Source organism: Pseudomonas sp. dw_358, from assembly GCF_018449655.1.
GTDB lineage: Bacteria > Pseudomonadota > Gammaproteobacteria > Pseudomonadales > Pseudomonadaceae > Aquipseudomonas.
In genome coordinates, this window is sequence record NZ_JAAVUX010000014.1 from 19361 (window position 1) to 36908 (window position 17548).

At 63.4% G+C, this 17548-nt stretch carries 14 protein-coding genes and 1 pseudogene; 10 read left to right on the forward strand and 5 right to left on the reverse strand.

What is annotated here, in order from left to right; all coding sequences use genetic code 11:
* Position 1 precedes the first annotated feature (1 nt).
* Positions 2–1858: a PAS domain S-box protein gene (locus tag HB675_RS18825; protein WP_213880301.1), complete on the forward strand. Its 1857-nt coding sequence runs from the start codon at positions 2–4 to the stop codon at positions 1856–1858.
* Positions 1859–1922: 64 nt separating this feature from the next.
* Here the strand turns inward: HB675_RS18825 and HB675_RS18830 are convergent, their stop codons facing one another.
* The 3 genes from HB675_RS18830 to HB675_RS18840 form a co-directional block, all read right to left on the reverse strand.
* Positions 1923–2453 carry a DNA starvation/stationary phase protection protein gene (locus HB675_RS18830; protein ID WP_213880303.1) on the reverse strand — a complete coding sequence of 177 codons (531 nt, stop codon included), beginning with the start codon at positions 2451–2453 and terminating at the stop codon, positions 1923–1925.
* A gap of 148 nt (positions 2454–2601) precedes the next feature.
* On the reverse strand, positions 2602–3231 hold the full coding sequence (gene yfcF / locus HB675_RS18835; protein ID WP_213880304.1) for a glutathione transferase: 630 nt from the start codon (positions 3229–3231) through the stop codon (positions 2602–2604).
* A 105-nt stretch (positions 3232–3336) separates the two neighbouring features.
* A complete protein-coding gene (locus tag HB675_RS18840; RefSeq protein ID WP_213880306.1) occupies positions 3337–4233 on the reverse strand; it encodes a carbohydrate kinase in 897 nt (298 codons plus the stop codon).
* Between the two features lie 107 nt (positions 4234–4340).
* Between HB675_RS18840 and HB675_RS18845 the strand changes: the two genes are divergently transcribed.
* The 5 genes from HB675_RS18845 (at position 4341) to HB675_RS18865 (ending at position 10723) form a co-directional block, all read left to right on the forward strand.
* Positions 4341–5918 (forward strand): sugar porter family MFS transporter, encoded by a 1578-nt coding sequence (locus tag HB675_RS18845; protein WP_256737608.1) that lies wholly within the window; start codon positions 4341–4343, stop codon positions 5916–5918.
* A gap of 180 nt (positions 5919–6098) precedes the next feature.
* Positions 6099–7523 carry a sugar porter family MFS transporter gene (locus HB675_RS18850; RefSeq protein ID WP_213880310.1) on the forward strand — a complete coding sequence of 475 codons (1425 nt, stop codon included), beginning with the start codon at positions 6099–6101 and terminating at the stop codon, positions 7521–7523.
* Between the two features lie 355 nt (positions 7524–7878).
* Positions 7879–8442, forward strand: a complete 564-nt coding sequence (msuE, locus tag HB675_RS18855) for an FMN reductase (RefSeq protein ID WP_213880312.1) — start codon at positions 7879–7881, stop codon at positions 8440–8442.
* Positions 8439–9614, forward strand: coding sequence for an acyl-CoA dehydrogenase family protein (locus HB675_RS18860; RefSeq protein ID WP_213880314.1), 1176 nt, complete (start codon positions 8439–8441; stop codon positions 9612–9614). Before msuE ends, HB675_RS18860 begins: the two co-directional genes overlap by 4 nt.
* Before the next feature lie 8 nt (positions 9615–9622).
* Complete coding sequence (locus HB675_RS18865) at positions 9623–10723, forward strand: sigma-54 dependent transcriptional regulator (RefSeq protein WP_213880316.1); 1101 nt, start codon at positions 9623–9625, stop codon at positions 10721–10723.
* On the opposite strand, the gene HB675_RS18870 is transcribed toward HB675_RS18865, so the two are convergent.
* Together HB675_RS18870 and HB675_RS18875 are read right to left on the reverse strand one after the other, a co-directional pair.
* Entirely contained in the window at positions 10720–12126 is a 1407-nt protein-coding gene (locus HB675_RS18870) for an FAD/NAD(P)-binding protein (protein ID WP_213880318.1), read from the reverse strand. The genes HB675_RS18865 and HB675_RS18870 overlap by 4 nt on opposite strands.
* 38 nt (positions 12127–12164) lie before the next feature.
* Positions 12165–13009 (reverse strand): annotated as a pseudogene (locus HB675_RS18875) (LLM class flavin-dependent oxidoreductase).
* Positions 13010–13418: 409 nt separating this feature from the next.
* On the opposite strand from HB675_RS18875, the gene HB675_RS18880 reads away from it, so the two are divergent.
* The 4 genes from HB675_RS18880 to HB675_RS18895 are packed head-to-tail and all read left to right on the forward strand — an operon-like array spanning position 13419 to position 17538.
* Positions 13419–14723 carry an LLM class flavin-dependent oxidoreductase gene (locus HB675_RS18880; protein ID WP_213880320.1) on the forward strand — a complete coding sequence of 435 codons (1305 nt, stop codon included), beginning with the start codon at positions 13419–13421 and terminating at the stop codon, positions 14721–14723.
* Between the two features lie 13 nt (positions 14724–14736).
* Positions 14737–15657: an ABC transporter permease gene (locus HB675_RS18885; RefSeq protein ID WP_213880322.1), complete on the forward strand. Its 921-nt coding sequence runs from the start codon at positions 14737–14739 to the stop codon at positions 15655–15657.
* 9 nt (positions 15658–15666) lie between these two features.
* Positions 15667–16467: an ABC transporter permease gene (locus HB675_RS18890; RefSeq protein WP_213880324.1), complete on the forward strand. Its 801-nt coding sequence runs from the start codon at positions 15667–15669 to the stop codon at positions 16465–16467.
* Positions 16468–17538, forward strand: coding sequence for an ABC transporter ATP-binding protein (locus HB675_RS18895; protein ID WP_213880326.1), 1071 nt, complete (start codon positions 16468–16470; stop codon positions 17536–17538).
* Positions 17539–17548: the final 10 nt, after the last annotated feature.

Genomic DNA, 17548 nt, shown 5'->3' on the forward strand with positions numbered 1-17548 from the left:
CATGCTGATCGCGCCCCCTCCCGCCAACGAACAAGCGCGGCTGCGTTTGCTACGGCGGCTGAACGTGTTGGACACGCCGCCCGAAGAAGTCTTCGACCGGGTGACCCGTGTCGTCGCCGAAATGCTTCAGCTGCCCATCGCCCTGGTGTCACTGGTGGATGAGAATCGCCAGTGGTTCAAGTCCAAAGTGGGTCTGGAGGCGTGTGAAACGTCCCGCGACCTGGCTTTCTGCGCCCATGCCTTGCACGTCCCTGACGTGCTGGTGGTGGAAGACGCCAGCGCCGACCCACGTTTTTTCGACAACCCGCTGGTCACCGGCCCCCTGCATATTCGCTTCTACGCGGGCGTGCCCTTGCGCTCCGACGACGGGCTGGTGCTGGGTACCCTGTGCGCCATCGACTCGCGACCACGTCACCTGTCACCCACTGCAGCGGCAGCCCTGCGCGACATGGCGGCCATCGTCCAGCAGGAATTGATGCAGCGCGCGGTCACCCGCGACCTGCACAGCGTCTGGCAGGACGAACGCCAGGCCCGCGCGCTAAGCGAGACGCGTTTTGCCACTATTTTCCAGCAAACCCCGACCGGCAAGGCGGTGGTGGGCCTGGATGGGCGCTTCATCGCGGTGAATCCCAAGCTGTGTCAGATCGTCGGCTACGACGCCGAAGAATTGATGAGCAAGACCTTCGGCGAGATCACCCACCCGGACGATCTCGCCGAAGATTTGCAACTGGTGGCGGACCTGCTGGCCGGGCGCATCGAACGCTACACCCTGGAAAAGCGCTACCTGCACAAAGACGGCGCGCCGGTGTGGGTGGAGATCTACGTGGTGCTGGTGCGCACCGAGACCCGCCAGCCGGACCATTTCATTGCCGTGGTGCTGGACATCAGCGAGCGCAAGCACAATCAGGCGCTGATCGAGCGCCATCAGGAAGAGCTGGAAAACAAGGTTCGCGAACGCACCCAGCAGCTGAGTCGCAGCCGTGAGACCTTGCAGGTGATCACCGACAACCTGCCAGTGATGATCGCCCAGGTCGATCGTGATCTGCGCTATCTGTTCAACAACGACGTTTATCGGCAAGTGTTCGGGATCGACCCGAGCACCCTGCGCGGCCAGAAACTCAGTTCGGTACTGGAGCCCGCGCTGTTTGCCGAGTTGCTGCCGTACTTCAACAAGGCCCTGGCCGGCGAGCGGGCCGTGCATGATCATCTGCGCTACAGCAATGACCAGGCGCGCATCTGGTGCGCGACCTATATCCCGGAAGTGCGCAACGGCGAGGTGGTCGGTTTTTTTGTCATGTCCCAAGACGTCACCGAGCGCACCCACATCGAACGCATGCTGCATGACAAGGCCATGCGCGACCCGCTCACCGACCTGCCCAACCGCCGGGCGCTGCATGAGCACCTGTACTTGATGACCGCCGCCCCGCTCGCCTCGGCGTTCGCGTTGTTTTTCCTCGATCTGGACGGCTTCAAGACCGTCAACGACAGCCAGGGGCATGAAGCCGGCGACGAGCTGTTGCGCCAAGTGGCGGCGCGCTTGAAAAACACCACGCGCAAGGAAGACTTCATCGGCCGCCTGGCGGGTGATGAATTTGTCGTGGTGGCCGCAGGGATCAGCAGCAAGGAGACCGCCCAGCGCATCGCCGAGGATCTGTGCCAGACCATCGCCACGGCGTTCACCGTGATAGGCCAGAGTGTGCGGATCGGGGTCAGCATCGGCATTACGTTGAGCCCGGCAGGTTCCAGCCTATCATCGGACGCGGTGCTCAATCAGGCCGACGGTGCCATGTACGAGGCCAAGCGGCGCGGGCGCAACGGCTACTGGTTCGCCTCGCTGCCGAGCCTGCAGCAGGCCTGAACCTTTTTACCCGGCATGAAAAAACCCGCGCAATGGCGGGTTTTTTCATGCTACCGGACAGCCATCATTGACCGACGGTCTGACCCAGGAACCACGCACGCTCCTCGGCCTGATCCACCCACTCTTCCAGCAGGCTGGTGGTGGAGATGTCGTTGGCGTCGTCGGTGACGGTGTGGGTGGTGCGCATGTACGCGGCCAGCGCCTGGTTGTCGTCGTGCAGTTCGATCAGCATCTGTTCGGCGCTGAGGTCGGTGGCGTCGCTGCTGGTCAGGCGCTTGAGCTGCACCATCTGGTCCAGCGAACGCACCGTCGGTTGGCCGATCTTGCGTGCACGTTCGGCGATCACGTCGGTGATGGCGTACAACTGAGCCGCCTGCTCATCCAAGAGCAGGTGATAGTCGCGAAAGTGCGAGCCTTTCATGTGCCAGTGGTAATTTTTGGTCTTGATGTACAGCGCGAACACGTCGGACAGGAGCACCGCGAGTTCCTTGCCGATCTCGGCCTGGTTCGAGATACGAGCGTCTTCGCCCTTCTCTGCTTTTTCCTTGACGCTGGATACGGCCTTGAGTTCTTGCTTGGCGTTGGCTACAGACATGCTGGAATCTCCATGAGCAGGTTTAGGCGTAAATATCATAGTCGCTGCAGTAGACCACCGCAGCGAACAAAATGTTCAGCGTGTGCTATTTATCGGGTTCATTGAGATAAGTCATGAGGCTCCCACTCTCGCCAGGCTGCATCACCGATCAAGCTGCCGGCCTGGCCAGCTCCAGCCACTCCTGAATCGCAGGGCGCAACCATTGGCGGCGTGCGTATGCCACCAAGCGCTCCGGCACCGGGTCGCCGGCGAGAATCAACCGATTGAGCATCAAGGCCAGGTCGACATCGACGATGCTCCACTGTCCAAACAGGAAATCCGTGCCTTCGGGCAGCAAGCTCGACGCGGCAGTGATCAGGCGGTCGGCGGCAGCCTGGGCACCCGCGGTCAGCGGAGCAACTGGCTGGCCATGGAAGACCACCAGGGTCGAGCGTTCCTCGCGCAGCACGCCCAGGTCGCTGCGCAGCCAGGCTTGCAGCTGACGGGCGCGGGCACGGGGATAGCGGTCAGCCGGGAACAGGGCGATGGAAGGGAATGTATCCTCCAAGTACTCGACGATGGCGGACGATTCCGACAGCGCGAAGTCGTCATGGACCAAGGTCGGTACCCGGCCGGTCAGAGACAGGGTGCCGTAGTCAACGGCCCGCTGTTCGCCCTTTTCCAGGTCCAGCGGGGTCAGGGTGAAGTCCAGTTGCTTTTCGCGCAGGGCCACGAAGACGGACATCGCGTACGGGCTGGTGTAGACACTATCGACATACAGCCGCAGGGATTGGCTCATTGCGCTTTCTCCAGGATGTGAAGGGACATGCTGAAGGACACGCCACGCCAAGAGAAATTCAATCGCTTCATGACGGTATTCCTTCAAGGAATGCCGTCATGGGTATCAGGCCTGCAACATCTGCTGCACTTCGTCCATCGACGCGGCGTAGGCGCCGGCGCGTCGGCACGACGCTGACGCACAGGCGGCCGCAAACCGCAGCCGCTGCGGGTAATCCTCGATGCCGACAAACCTGGAGGCCAGCCAGCCGGCCATGGACGCGTCGCCAGCGCCGACGGTGTCGAGCACCTCGACCTTGATCGCCGGCTGCTCGTACATCGCATCGAGGGTGTACAGCACCAGGCCATGTTCGCCGCGGGTGAACAGGATCAGCGCCGCCGGGTTGAGCTCGCGCAGGGCCTGCAAGGCCTGCTGTTCGGTGAGGCCGGGGTAGATCTGGCGCAAGTCTTCGTCGGACAACTTGATCTCGTCGGCCAGTTTCACCAGTTCGGGGAACATCTGCTCGCGATAGTGGCTGCTCATCAAGTTACGCCAGTTAGGGTCGTAGCTGATCCGCTTGCCTGCCGCCCGGACCTGGCGTGCCTGTTCCAGCAGGACGCTGCCCAGAGGCTCGCGGGCCAGGCTGATGCAACTGAAATGGCAGAGCTCGACGGCTTCGAGCCAACCGTGCGGAAGTCTGGCCGGATCGAAACGCAAATCGGCCTCGCCGGCAAAGAAGTACCGGGGGGGAAACTTCGACGGTACGATGGCCACCAGCGGGTCGGCGTCCACCCGCTGAATGAAGGCTTCGGGCAAACCTGCTGCGGCGGATTCGCGGGCCAGTTCATCGCCCAGCCCATCGGTGCTGATAGCACCGGCAAAGGCGCTGTTCACGCCCAGGCGGCTCAAGCCTCGGGCGACGTTCCACGGCGCGCCGCCGGGGTAGCCCTGCCAATGGCCTGGTTCGCCCTGAACGATATCGGTGAGGGCTTCACCGAACACCACCACGCGGGGTAATTGCATAAAAAGAGGTCCTTGTCTGGCCGCACGGCCACGGCCGGTACGGCGTCTGCGCGAGTCGCGAAAGGCGACACCTTACTGGGTTAAGACCCTCGGCCACTACCCTTGGTTTGCCATCACACCGGTACTTTTTTTCCTCACGAACGCTCAGCGGCCACTGTGACAATTCGCCTCAGGCGCGGAACTCGTCGCTCACCGCTGCCCCTAAACCCTTAACCCAGAGCGTTCGCGCTGATCAAACCCGCTCCGCACAGGATCTGTCCGCCATGCCATCTTCCACCGCCGCCGCCTCCTCCGGCCAGGGCGCAACCGACAGCACACCCGGCCGCCTGATCATGATTTCCGTGCTGGTCGCGACCATGGGCGCCCTTGCCTATGGTTACGACACCGGCATCATTTCCGGTGCGCTGCCCTTCATGACCCAGCCCGCCGCCCAAGGGGGCCTGGGACTGACTTCGGTGACCGAAGGCGCCGTGACCTCGGCGCTGATCATCGGCGCCGCGTTCGGCTCCCTGGCCAGTGGCTTTCTGTCCGACCACTTCGGTCGGCGCCTGACCCTGCGCCTGCTGTCCCTGTTGCTGGTGGTCGGCGCCATTGGTACCGCGACCGCGCCGTCGATCCCCTTGATGGTGGTGGCACGTTTCATCCTCGGCATCGCCGTGGGCGGCGGCTCGGCCACGGTGCCGGTGTTCATTGGCGAAATCGCCGGGCCCAAGCGTCGGGCGCCATTGGTCACGCGCAACGAGCTGATGATCGTCAGCGGCCAGCTGCTGGCCTACGTGTTGAGTGCCCTGATGGCGGCCCTGCTGCACAGCGACAGCGTCTGGCGCTACATGCTGGCCATTGCGGCGGTGCCGGGGTTGTTGCTGTTGGTGGGGACTTTCTTCGTCCCGGCCTCGCCCCGTTGGCTGGCCCATAAAGGCCGCTTCGACGACGCCCGCGAAGTACTGGAGCGCCTGCGCGACACGCCTGAAGAAGCGGAGCGCGAAGTCCAGGACATGAAAACCCAAGCCGCCCAAGCGAAGAAACAGAAGGTGCCGGCCCGCGAACTGCTGCGCCAGGCCTGGGTGATCAAACTGTTGCTGATCGGCATCGGCCTGGGCTTCACTCTGCAGTTCACCGGGGTCAACGCCTTCATGTACTACACCCCGATCATCCTCAAGAACACCGGCATGGGCACCAACGCCGCCATCACGGCGACCATCGGCAACGGCGTGGTCTCGGTGATCGCCACCTTGCTCGGCATCCGCGCCATTAATCGTTTTGGCCGCCGCACTTTGCTGATCACGGGCTTGAGCGTGGTGGTGCTGGCGCAACTGTCGCTGGGCGCGATCCTGACTTTCATGCCGTCGAGCCTGGCCCAGAGTTATTCGGCACTGGCCTGCATCCTGGTGTTCCTGCTGTTCATGCAGATGTGCATCTCGCCGGTGTACTGGCTGCTGATGTCCGAGCTGTTTCCGATGCAGGTGCGCGGGATGCTGACCGGAACGGCGGTGTCGATCCAGTGGGTATTCAACGCCCTGGTGGCTTTTGCCTTTCCCCTGACCCTGGCGGCCATGGGCAATGCGACATTCCTCATCTTTGCCGTCCTCAACGTCTGCTCGGCACTGTTTGTGTTCTTCTGCCTGCCGGAGACCAAGGGCAAGTCGCTGGAAGCGATCGAGAAGCACATGAAGAAGGAATTGTAACGGTGGCATAAAAAATAACATGGCAATTTGCCTTAGTCATGGAACTCGTGCGCGGCCGAGCCCCCTAACCCCCTGTCCCAGAGCCATCGGTCGCACTCAGGGGGCGCGCCGAACCCGCAGCCGCCTCCTGCAACCGCGACTGCGCCTGCTCTTTTCGTTCCGCCATAGGATCTACCCTTCATGCCATCTCCCATTGCTGCTGCCGCTCCGCTCGGACGGGGCGCAAAAAACCGCTCACCCGGCCGCCTGATTCTGATTTCAGTATTCGTGGCCACCATGGGCGCCCTCGCCTTTGGCTATGACACCGGGATCATTGCGGGTGCCTTGCCCTTCATGACGCTGCCCGTCGACCAAGGTGGCCTGGGCCTGACCGCTGTCACGGAAGGCATGGTGACCTCCGCCTTGATCGTCGGTGCCGCATTCGGCTCGTTGGCCAGCGGTTTTCTTTCCGACCACCTGGGCCGACGCCTGACGCTGCGCATGCTCTCGGTGCTGTTCATCCTCGGCGCTATCGGCACGGCCACCGCGCCGACCATCCCGCTGATGATCGCGGCACGCTTCATCCTCGGCATCGCCGTGGGCGGCGGCTCGGCCACGGTGCCGGTATTCATCGCCGAAATCGCCGGGCCCAAACACCGCGCGCCACTGGTGAGTCGCAATGAACTGATGATCGTCAGCGGCCAGTTGCTGGCCTACGTGCTCAGCGCCCTGATGGCCGCTCTGCTGCACAGCGACAGCGTATGGCGCTACATGCTGGCCGTGGCGGCGGTGCCCGGCCTGTTGCTGCTGGTGGGCACCTTCTTCGTTCCGGCCTCGCCCCGCTGGCTGGCCCACAAGGGCCGTTTCGACGAAGCCCGCCATGTGCTGGAGCGGCTGCGCGACAGCCCGGAGGAAGCCCAGCGCGAAGTCGACGAGATGAAAAGCCAGGCCGCCCAAGCCAAGAAACAGCGTGTTCCGGCGCGCGAGTTGCTGCGCCAGGGCTGGGTGATCAAACTGTTGCTGATCGGCATCGGCCTGGGCTTCACTGCCCAGTTCACCGGGGTCAATGCCTTCATGTACTACACGCCGATTATCCTCAAGAACACCGGCATGGGTACCAACGCCGCCCTCACCGCCACCATTGGCAACGGCGTGGTTTCGGTGATTGCCACCTTGCTGGGCATTTGGGCGATCGGCCGCTACGGCCGCCGCACCCTGCTGATGAGCGGACTGGTCGTGGTGGTGCTGGCCCAGTTGGCGCTGGGAGCCGTCCTGACCTTCCTGCCCGCCAACTTGACCCAAAGCTACGCGGCGCTGGCCTGCATCCTGGTGTTCCTGTTGTTCATGCAAATGTGCATCTCGCCGGTGTACTGGCTGTTGATGTCCGAACTGTTCCCCATGCAAGTGCGCGGCCTGCTGACCGGCACCGCCGTGTCGATGCAGTGGATCTTCAACGCCACCGTGGCCTTTGCCTTCCCGCTGACCCTGGCGGCGTTGGGTAATACGACGTTCTTTATCTTTGCGGCGATCAATGTGGGCTCGGCGCTGTTTGTGTTCTTTTGTTTGCCGGAGACCAAGGGGAAATCGTTGGAGGCGATCGAGAAACATATGAAAAAGGAGTTGTAGGTTTTCAAGAAGGCCCCGGCGCATGCCGGGGCCTCTTATCAAGTCGCACCATGAAGGGCCTGCGCCACGCCGCGCAAAGCCTCGGCGACAGGCCCCCAAGCATATCCTCATAACCAATCAGTATTTATTTCCCCGCCCTTATTCCTTCTATTCTCATCTCAGCCCCAACAGACCTGTTGCCCAGGCCACTGTTGCTCCAGCAACACCCCATGAACAAACAGGGCCCGGAACAACACCCAGCCCGTCGACAGGTAGCCCGCAACCCTGTGAATCACGGTTTGAAGAGGTGGTACAGGTCTTGCTGATGCCCTGCCACCCCCAGGCACTCGCCGGGTTACCCATGAAGGAATCGAACATGTCCACTGCTCTGAACGTTGTTGCCCTTTCCGGCGGTGCTTATCGCCCCTCACGTACCCTGGTACTGGTGGAGGCCTTGCTGGCCGAGCTAGGTCAGCACCTGCACATCAACAGCAAGGTCATCGAGTTGGGCGATATCGCCCGCCCCCTCGGTGCGGCGCTGTCGCGTCAGGAACTGGCGCCTGAAGTGGAAGCGGAGCTGGCGGCCATCGAGGCAGCGGACCTGCTGATCGTTGCCTCGCCGGTCTATCGCGGTTCCTACCCTGGGCACCTCAAGCACTTGTTCGACCTGATCGACATCAACGGCCTGATCGACAAGCCCGTGCTGCTGGCGGCCACCGGCGGCAGCGAGCGCCACGCGCTGGTACTGGATCACCAGTTGCGTCCGCTGTTCAGCTTCCTGCAAGCGCTGACCTTGCCCATCGGCGTCTACGCCACCCAGGCCGATTTCACCGATTACAGCATCAGCAGCGAACTGCTCAAGGCGCGCATCACCCTGGCCGCCGAACGGGCTGCACCGCTGTTCGCCGCCCATTCACGTCAGCAACTCAAACGCGCGTGATTGCTTTGCCCGCCTCACCCCTGGACACGGCGCGTGCGTTGAGCGCCGAGTTTGCCCGCAGCGCTGTGGAGCGTGACCAGCGCGGCGGCACGCCCAAGGCCGAACGCGACGCGCTGCGCGACAGTGGCCTGCTGGCCTTGAGCATCCCGCGCGAATACGGCGGCCTTGGCGCCAACTGGCAGCAAACCTTTGAAGTGGTCAGCGAGTTCGCCCGCGCGGACAGCTCCATCGCCCACGTGTTCGGCTTTCATCACCTGATGCTGGCCACCGTGCGCCTGTTTGGCCGCCCCGAGCAATGGCAACCGTGGTTCGAACAGACTGCGCGCAACAACTGGTTCTGGGGCAACGCGCTGAACCCGTTGGACACCCGCACTGTCGTACGCAGCCACGGCGGTTGGCGCGAGTTTTCCGGCAAGAAGAGCTTCTGCTCCGGCGCCCGGGATTCCGAAATGCTGATTGCCTCGGCCAGTGATGAATTGGCTGGCGGCAAGCTGGTGATCGCCGCGATCCCCAGTGGGCGCACGGGCGTGACCCTGCACGGAGACTGGGAGAACATGGGCCAGCGCCAGACCGACAGCGGCAGCGCCAGCTTTGAACGGGTGCGCGTCGAAGAGTCCGAACTGTTGCTGGACCCAGGCCCCTTGAGCACACCGTTCGCCTGCCTGCGTCCGCTGATTGCGCAGTTGAACTTCGCCAGCATCTTCCACGGCATCGCCCAGGGCGCTTACGAAGAAGCGCGCCAATACACCCGCGCAGAAACCCGCCCGTGGTTCAAGTCCATGGCCCGGGAAAGCCATCAGGACCCCTACGTGCTCAGCCACTTCGGTGACTTCTGGGTGCATCTGGAAAGCAGCCGACTGCTGCTCGGCAACGCCGCACGGCTGCTCGACACGGCCTGGAGCAAGGACGCGCAACTGGGCGAAGAGGAGCGCGGCCACGTGGCCGTGGCCATCGCCACCGCCAAGGTCGCCGCCACCCGTGGTGGCCTGGACTTGTGCAGCAAACTCTTCGAAGTCACCGGCGCGCGCTCCACCCACGCCTCGGTCGGCCTGGATCGCCACTGGCGCAACCTGCGCACCCAGAGCCTGCACGATCCGCTGGACTACAAACTCCACGAACTGGGGGACTGGGCGCTGAACCGGACCCTGCCTATCCCCACCTTCTACTCATAGTGAATGCCATGCAGCTCGTTACCCTACCGGCCTCACCCGCGCTTGCCACCTCGATCCGCGCCACCGCGCAAGTGTTCGAGGACCCCAAGTCCAAAGCCCTGCTCGCGCACCTGCAGCGCGTAGCACCCAGCGAAGCCAGTGTGCTGATCATTGGCGAAACCGGCACCGGCAAGGAGCTGATTGCCCGGCACATTCATAACCTCAGCGGGCGACGCAACAAGCCGTTCCTGGCGGTCAACTGCGGGGCGTTTTCCGAGTCGCTGGTGGAGGCTGAGCTGTTTGGTCACGAGAAAGGCGCCTTCACCGGCGCCCTCAATGCCAAGGCCGGCTGGTTCGAGGAAGCCAACGGCGGCACGCTGTTTCTCGATGAAATCGGCGACTTGCCCATGGCCATCCAGGTCAAGCTGCTGCGGGTGCTGCAAGAGCGTGAAGTGGTCCGGCTGGGCTCGCGCAAGAGCATCCCCATCGACGTGCGCGTGCTGGCCGCCACCAACGTGCAACTGGAGCGGGCCATCAATGCCGGGCATTTTCGCGAAGACCTCTATTACCGCCTGGACGTGGTCAGTCTGGAGCTCAACCCCCTGCGCGAGCGCCCCGGTGACATCCTCCCGCTGACCCGGCACTTCATCTCCACCTACAGCCAGCGCCTGGGCTATGGCGAGATCGCCCTGAGCCCGGATGCCGAGCGCAAACTGCGCGGCTACAGCTGGCCAGGCAACATTCGCGAATTGGAAAACGTCATTCACCACACCTTGCTGATCTGCCGCGACGGCCTGATCCGCGCCGAAGATTTGCGCCTGTCGAACATGCGCATCGAGCGCCCCGACGAAGGCTCGGGCACGGACGACAGCGCCGAAGCACTGCTGAACCGGGCCTTTCAAAAGCTTTTCGAAGAGCAGGCCGGGGCCTTGCACGAGAAGGTCGAAGACGCGCTGCTGCGGGCCGCGTACCACTTCAGCCACTACAACCAGGTGCACACCGCCAAGCTGTTGGGCCTGACCCGCAACGTCACCCGCACCCGGTTGATCAAGATCGGCGAGCTGGCGGTGAACAAGCGCCGCCCCATAGAGGACGTGCAAGGCGAGCGCTTGTTGCAGTTGTCGATTTAAAGCCCGGCCAGGCGTGCTGCCAGTGCCTTGGCTTGACTGGCGACATCGGTCACCGCGGTGCTTTCCCACCACAGGCCGCGCAACGGCGGGCCCATGGCGAACAGGCGCGCGGATGCCTCCCCGGCCTCGTTGCGCACCGCCCCGCCCCCATCGGCATCGATACCCAGGCCCAAGGGTCCCGGACGGATCAGCCCAGCGGCCAGCAGTTGCTGCGGCAACGGCCGGTCGACCCGGCGCCAGTCGTATTCAATGCCACTGGAATTGATCAGGGCATCGCCTTCCACCCACTCGCTCTGCAGGTGCCCCCGGCGGCGAATCCGCACGCGCAGCGGTTCACCTTCCGGGGCCTCCAGCGCTTGAAACGACGCGGCCTCCACGGTCAGCCGCCCTTCGCCAAGCAATCGCTCGACCAGCGCAGCCCCCTGGGGCGGCGAGCGATGGTGATGGCTTTCCCACCAGGGCCGCACGTGACGCACAAACTGGCGACGCTGAACATCACTGGCCTGGCTCCACAACCGCCCGACGTGAGCGCGTACGGTATCCAGCGGCGCCTGCCAGTCAATGCCTTGCCCCAGCGCCCGTTGGCACTGCGCCCGCACGGCCCGCAACAGTTGGCTCGGACTGCGAAGCGTGTGATCAGCCGCGAGAAAATCATCCCAGCTCGGCGGTTGGCGGCGAACATGGGGCAACAGGCCGTGACGTGATAGCACGCGGATAGAGCCACGATGGCCCGCCTGATCCAACGACGCCACGGCGTCGACCATGGTCAGCCCGGCACCGATGATCAGCACCCGCGCCTCACGATTGAGCTGCGCCAGCGCGGGCACATCCCACGGGTCCAGCGCAGCGGCATTCAAACCACTGGATTGGCGCTGACGGGTGCGCGCAGCAGGGAACATCCCGGTGGCCAGGACTGCCGTGCGGGCGATCAACTCGGCACCATTGGACAGCGTAACGCGAACGCCCCGGGCCTCGTTGTGCAGCGCCACCACCTCGCCCTGTACGTGCTCGACAAGGGATCCGGGGTTGGCCCGTTGCGCCTCGCGCAAACGCTGCCGCGCGTACACCCCGAACAGTCCCCGGGGCGCAAAGAGCTCGGCCACCGGCACCGATTGCTGCGCGGCCTCGGGCCAGCCCCCCGAAGCCAGGTGCTCGGTGAGCCACTGGGTCAGGTCGTTGGCATTGTCCGGATCGACACTCATGCGTGCCGCGTTACCATTCAGGGTGTGCACACGCTCGCGGGCGCTATAGGCCTCGCCGCGACCCAGCTCGCTGCGTGGCTCGACGATCAACACGCGCCGCCGGCCCGGCAGGCGCAGCAGCTGCATGGCCAGCAGCGCACCGCTCAGGCCACCGCCGACAATCAACACATCGGGCAGCGGCTCGGGAGAAATCAGACTCATCGGTTTTGACTCATAAATGGCTAGTGTCCCGTATGGGTTTATAGACCAGACGCCTGTCCGCTGTCTCGCTCCAGATCACGAACAATGGGCAGTACGTGCTCACCGAAGTATTCGACCTCTTCCTGAAAATGCAGGAATGCCGACAGGATCAAATCCACCCCGGCGGCCTTCAGCGCGACGATGCGTTCGGCGATCTGGCGCGGGGTGCCGATCAGGTCGGTCTTGAACCCGTCGTTGTATTGCACCAGATCCTCGAAAGTCGACCTGGCCCAGTTACCCTCGCCTTCGGGGCTGGCCTTGCCGGCCTGGCGAGCGGCATCGCCGAAGGCATTGACCGCCTCGGGGTCGGCCTTGTCGATGATTTCGGCCAGTACCGCGCGGGCCTCGGCCTCCGTTTCGCGGGCAATGATGAAGGCGTTGACACCTACCTTGACCGTATGGCCATTGGCGGCGGCCTTGGCCCGAATGTCGTCGACTTGAGCCTTGATGCCTTCCACCGTATTGCCGTTGGTGAAGTACCAATCCGAGACGCGCGCGGCCATGTCACGCGCCCCGCCGTCAGTTGATCGATGGTCGCCAATTGCTTGGCTGCCACCGCCGGGGTCCGCGGCCCGGGCAGGATGGCGGCAATGGCTTTAAGCCGGTCGGTGGCCGCCAGCAGGGCGTGGCTGAACGCCACCGACTCGTGCTGGTATTCGGCGCCGTACCCGGCCGTGAAGCGAATCTGCGTGAGCGCGTATTCAAAACCGGATCGCTCGGTGATCTGCGCCAGCGTGCGGTTGTAGTCAATGTCCCAGCCCGTGCGCTGCTCGATCTTGCTGACCACCAGACCGCCGCTGACGTTGGGGACCCAGTAGGCGAATTTCACCGGTTGCGTGCTCATGCTGACCTCTGCTCGTCGCCAAGGTGGACGTCACCTCGTTGCAGTCTAGCCAAAGCAGCAAACGTGCCAGTGTATTTTTTCTTTTAAAATCATATGCATAGATGACACTCAGTGATTTCTGGGATGGCGTGAACAGACAATCTGTTCAACCACTGTTGGCCAGGCAACAGCTGGCGACGTTCGTGACAATCCCTTTTTCATCTAAATCAACAGGTTAGCTTTAGGCATGAGGCGTGCAACGGCCTCCCCCTACCTCAATCGACTGGCGCGGGTGGAGGTCCAATGCCAACCCCCCAAAGCCGCCAGATCATAGGAACACCCCCCATCCTTTCCTCCATTTCATAGGAAGACACCTCCCACTCCCGCCCCTTAAGGTAAAGCCACTCGCCCCCCGTACAGTGACTTGCCCATGTCCAAACGAATGATGCACCTGGTGGCCTACCTGAAAACCGGTCCGACCGCTGTCCACGGTGGCGGTTGGCGGCATCCCGAGGCGCGGCTGGACGACATTCTCGAGCCCGAGCGCTACGAGCACATCGCCCGGGAGCTGGAGGCGGCCTGTTTCGATGCCTGTTTCTTCGCCGACCTGCTGGGCCTCTATGACATTCACAAAGGCAGCCTGGAAAGCTACGTCAAGCACGGCGGCCAGATCAGCTACCTGGACCCCATGACCGTGCTGCCGATCATGGCCCGGGCCACCTCGCGGCTGGGGCTCGGGGCAACCCTGTCGACCACCTTCTACAACGCCTATCACCTGGCCCGCTCGCTGGGTTCGCTGGACGTGCTGAGCAAGGGCCGGGTGGCCTGGAACATCGTCACCTCGGCCACGGACCTGGAGGCGCAGAACTTCGGTTTCGATGAAATCCTGCCCAGGGATGTGCGCTACGACCACGCCGACGAGGTGCTGGAGGCCTGCTGCGCACTGTGGGACAGCTGGGACGCCGACGCCTTCGTCCACGACAAGCAACAAGGTGTGTTCGCCGACCCGAGCAAGGTGCATTACGCCAACTACAAAGGCCAATGGGTGTCGACTCGCGGACCGCTGTCGATCCCGCGCAGTCCACAAGGGCATCCGGTGCTGATGCAGGCCGGGTCCTCGGAACGTGGTCGGCGCTTCGCGGCGCGCTGGGCCGAGCTGATCTTCACTGCCCACGGCTCGGCCACGGCAATGCAGGATTTCTACCGCGACATCAAGGGCCGCGTGACGAGCGAAGGGCGTGCCCCGGAGGACTGCAAGATCCTGGTGCAAAGCACCGTAGTGGTGGCTGAAACGGACGCCATCGCCCGGGAAAAGGCCGAGTACCTGAACAGCCTGGCCAACCAGGAGCTGATCCTGGCCATGAGCTCCAGCAACGTCGGCGCCGACCTGAGCAAGCTCACCGCTGACGGCAACCTGTCCGAGCTGCAAGGCAACCAGGGGATACAGGGCGCGGTGGACTTCCTCAACGGCAAGGCACAGAACGCCGGCACCGACTTCAAGAGCGCCGCGCAAAAGTCCCTGCCCGATCAGATTGTGGGCACGGCGCAGACTGTGGCCGATCAATTGCAAGCGTTGTTCGAGTCCAGGGCCTGCGACGGCTTCGTCGTCTCGCCGATCTACCATCCCGGTTCCCACGAGGCGTTCTGCCGCAGCGTGGTCCCGGAGTTGCAGCGGCGCGGACTGTTTCGCACCGCGTACAGCGGGCAGACCCTGCGCGACAACCTCAAAGACTGAAAAGAGGTACCCCATGAGCACCCACCCCTTGGCCGTGCACACGGCGCCGGTCGATACCGCGAACTTGCCCGGGCGGGCCCGCGCCCAGCGCCGGTTGCTCGGCTCGCTGGCCCTGCTCAGCGGGCCGACCTACCTGTGGTTGCTGATAACGATCTTCCTGCCGTTGATGGCCATGCTGTACTTCAGTTTCCTGACCATCGCCCCGATCGCCGGGCCCGGCGGCACCCTGACCCTGGCCCACTACGTCGACATCTTCAGCAAGCCGGTGTATTTGATCAACCTCAAGCGCTCGCTGTTGATGGGCCTGCAAGTGACCTTCTTCTGCGTGCTGATCGGCTACCCGGCGGCCTACTGCCTGGCGCGCAAGATCAAGAATCGCTGGCGCGAAGCGATCCTGCTACTGGTGGTGCTGCCGTTCTGGAGCAATGCGCTGGTGCGGACTTTTTCCTGGACCATGGTGCTCAGCGACAACGGCCTGCTGGGACATCTGCTGCAGGCGATCTGGCCCGGCGGCCCCTCCCTGGACCTGCTGTACAGCTACAAAGCGATTGTCATCGGCCTGGTCCACGCGTACCTGCCCTACATGATCCTGACCTGCTATGTCTCCTTGCAGGCCATCGACGGCACCCTGGCCGAAGCCGCCCTGAGCCTGGGCGCGTCGCACCGCCAGGTGTTCCAGCGCATCATCCTGCCCCTGAGCCTGCCGGGCCTGGTCGCCGGCAGCACGCTGATCTTCGTGCCGGTGATCGGCTGCTTCATGGAGCCGCGCATCCTCGGCGGCCAGCAAGGCATCACCTTCGGCACCATCATCGAGAGCCAGTTCACCACCTCGTTCAACTGGCCGCTGGGCGCCGCCATGGGCTTCGTGTTGCTGGCGGTGGTGTTGCTGGTGATGGCGCTGTTCTTTCCCCTGCTGCGCAAACACCTGACCTGAGGGCTGGCCATGAAAGCACTGCTCGCCATGACACCACTACGCGCCGCGTTCGCCCCCTGTTACCTGGGCCTGGTGCTGGTGTTTCTGTACACGCCGATCATCGTGATGATGATCATGGCCTTCAACCAGTCCGAGCTGTACCAGCTGCCGTTCGTCTTCGACCTCAAATGGTTCCGTGCTCTGTCTCATAACGACGACCTGCTGCAAGCCGCTGCCAACAGCATCATGATCGCCCTCGTCAACACCCTGATCTCGGTCAGCCTCGGCACCCTGACGGCGCTGGCCCTGGCTCGCCACGACTTTCGGGCCAAACCCTGGTTCGAGCTGTTGCTGCTGCCCTCGCTGACCATGCCCTGGCTGATCACTGGCACGGCGATGATGCTGTTCTTCTTCTGGACCGGCATCGGCCGCGGCTTGCACGCGATCCTGCTGGGCCACGTGGCGCTGTCGATCCCCTACGTGGTGTTCATCATGCGCAGCCGCCTGAAGTCGTTCAATCGGTCCCTGGAAGAAGCCGCGCAGGTCCTCGGCGCCAGCGCCTGGCAGACTTTCTGGCGGGTCACTGCACCGTTGCTGGCGCCTGGTCTGGTGGCCGCAGCGCTGTTTGCCTTTGCCCTGTCGTTCGACCAGTTCGTGATTTCCTATTTCCTGGCACCCATCGGCGTGTCGACCCTGCCCGTGGAAATCTATTCGGCAATTCGCAAGGGCTTCACCCCGGAGATCAATGCCATTTCCACCCTCATCATCCTGTTTTCCATGGGGCTGATGATCGTGTTCGCCAGATTCAGCAAGTTTGGAGGGGAGCAATAGATGAGCGTGGTGGACATCAAGCAGGTCAGCAAGCATTACGGCCAGACCCTGGCGCTGAACACCATCAGCATGACCATTGCCGAAGGTGAATTCTTCTCCCTGCTGGGCCCCAGCGGCGGTGGCAAGACCACCCTGCTGCGCTCCATTGCCGGATTCGTCGAGCCGGATCAGGGCAGCATCGACATCGACGGCAAAAGCATGCTGGATGTGCCAATCAACCAGCGCGGACTGGGCATGATGTTCCAGAATTACGCACTGTTCCCGCACATGAGCATCGCCGACAACATCGCCTTCGGCCTCTCGGTGCGCCATCAGTCCAAGGCCCAGATGCGCCAGCGCGTCGATGAACTGCTCAAGCTGGTGCACCTCGAGGGTTTCGGCGAGCGGCGTCCTCGCGAGCTGTCTGGCGGCCAGCAGCAACGGGTCGCGCTGGCCCGTGCCCTGGCACCGCGTCCGCGAGTGCTGTTACTGGACGAGCCGTTGGGCGCGCTGGACAAAAAACTGCGGGACGAGATGCAGATCGAGCTCAAGAAGATCCAGCGCGAAGTCGGCGTCACCACCATTCTGGTGACCCACGACCAGCAGGAAGCCCTGACGCTGTCCGACCGGCTGGCGATCATCAACGGCGGGAAAGTCGAGCAGATCGGCACCCCGCGCGAGGTGTATGAACGCCCCCGCAGCCGGTTCGTCGCCAGCTTCCTCGGCGACTCGAACTTCTTCACGGGTATTGTCAGCGCCCAGGTCGACGGCTTGACCCGGATCAGCCTGGCGGACGGCCAGGTCATCCATTCCAGCCATGGCGCGAGCCGCCGCATCGGCGATCAGGTCACGGCGGCCGTGCGCCCGGAAAAACTTCAGGTGGCCAGCGATGCCGCCAGCTGCACCCGTGGCAATTGCCTGAGCGGGCACACCGCCCACGAGATCTACGCCGGCAACAGTATCACCTACCACCTGGCCATGGGCGGCCAGCAGATCATCCTGACCACCCAGAACCACGCCGCATCGACGCTGACCCCAGGTAGCGAAGCCCACATCGAATGGGCGCCGGCAGACACTCTCTTGCTGGACTGACACCGGTCTT

What these genes read in the sequence shown, in the direction of transcription:
- HB675_RS18830 (WP_213880303.1), bottom strand. Translation starts at nt 2,453, where the DNA reads ATGTCTGTAGCCAACGCCAAGCAAGAACTCAAGGCCGTATCCAGCGTC.
- HB675_RS18895 (WP_213880326.1), top strand. Translation starts at nt 16,468, where the DNA reads ATGAGCGTGGTGGACATCAAGCAGGTCAGCAAGCATTACGGCCAGACC.
- HB675_RS18840 (WP_213880306.1), bottom strand. Translation starts at nt 4,233, where the DNA reads ATGCAATTACCCCGCGTGGTGGTGTTCGGTGAAGCCCTCACCGATATC.
- msuE (WP_213880312.1), top strand. Translation starts at nt 7,879, where the DNA reads ATGTCCACTGCTCTGAACGTTGTTGCCCTTTCCGGCGGTGCTTATCGC.
- HB675_RS18870 (WP_213880318.1), bottom strand. Translation starts at nt 12,126, where the DNA reads ATGAGTCTGATTTCTCCCGAGCCGCTGCCCGATGTGTTGATTGTCGGC.
- HB675_RS18880 (WP_213880320.1), top strand. Translation starts at nt 13,419, where the DNA reads ATGTCCAAACGAATGATGCACCTGGTGGCCTACCTGAAAACCGGTCCG.
- HB675_RS18865 (WP_213880316.1), top strand. Translation starts at nt 9,623, where the DNA reads ATGCAGCTCGTTACCCTACCGGCCTCACCCGCGCTTGCCACCTCGATC.
- HB675_RS18850 (WP_213880310.1), top strand. Translation starts at nt 6,099, where the DNA reads ATGCCATCTCCCATTGCTGCTGCCGCTCCGCTCGGACGGGGCGCAAAA.
- HB675_RS18825 (WP_213880301.1), top strand. Translation starts at nt 2, where the DNA reads ATGCTGATCGCGCCCCCTCCCGCCAACGAACAAGCGCGGCTGCGTTTG.
- HB675_RS18890 (WP_213880324.1), top strand. Translation starts at nt 15,667, where the DNA reads ATGAAAGCACTGCTCGCCATGACACCACTACGCGCCGCGTTCGCCCCC.
- yfcF (WP_213880304.1), bottom strand. Translation starts at nt 3,231, where the DNA reads ATGAGCCAATCCCTGCGGCTGTATGTCGATAGTGTCTACACCAGCCCG.
- HB675_RS18885 (WP_213880322.1), top strand. Translation starts at nt 14,737, where the DNA reads ATGAGCACCCACCCCTTGGCCGTGCACACGGCGCCGGTCGATACCGCG.